Consider the following 381-nt stretch of genomic DNA (forward strand, 5'->3'; position numbering starts at 1 on the left):
GCTGAATCCGAAGGAGCTGACCGAGGCGCGGCGGGGCCGCCCTCCCGTGGCGGGCAGCCGGACGGCCTCGGTGGCCACGGTGAACGGGCCCTCGCCGAAGGGGATCCGGGGGTTGGGCTCGGTGCAGTGCAGCGAGGGCGGCACCTGGCCGGTGCGCACCACCCCGACGGCCTTGAGCAGCCCCGCCAGCCCGGCGGCGGCCGAGGTGTGGCCGACGTTGCCCTTGACCGAGCCGATGGGGACGCTGCCGGCGGGCCGGGCGGCCGGGGCGAAGGCCTCGTTGAGCGCGGTGACCTCGATGGGGTCGCCGAGCGGGGTGCCGGTGCCGTGGCACTCGACGTAGTCGATGCCGGACGCGTCGAGGCCGAAGCGGTCCAGGGT

General features: G+C 76.4%; 1 protein-coding gene. It reads right to left on the reverse strand.

Features of this window, described 5'->3' with window-relative positions; genetic code table 11:
- A partial coding sequence (locus LPA54_RS41985; RefSeq protein WP_228985583.1) for a polyketide synthase occupies window positions 1-381 on the reverse strand: 381 nt, incomplete at both ends.

The sequence above is a fragment of the Streptomyces sp. DH12 genome (assembly GCF_020873895.1).
Lineage (GTDB): Bacteria > Actinomycetota > Actinomycetes > Streptomycetales > Streptomycetaceae > Streptomyces.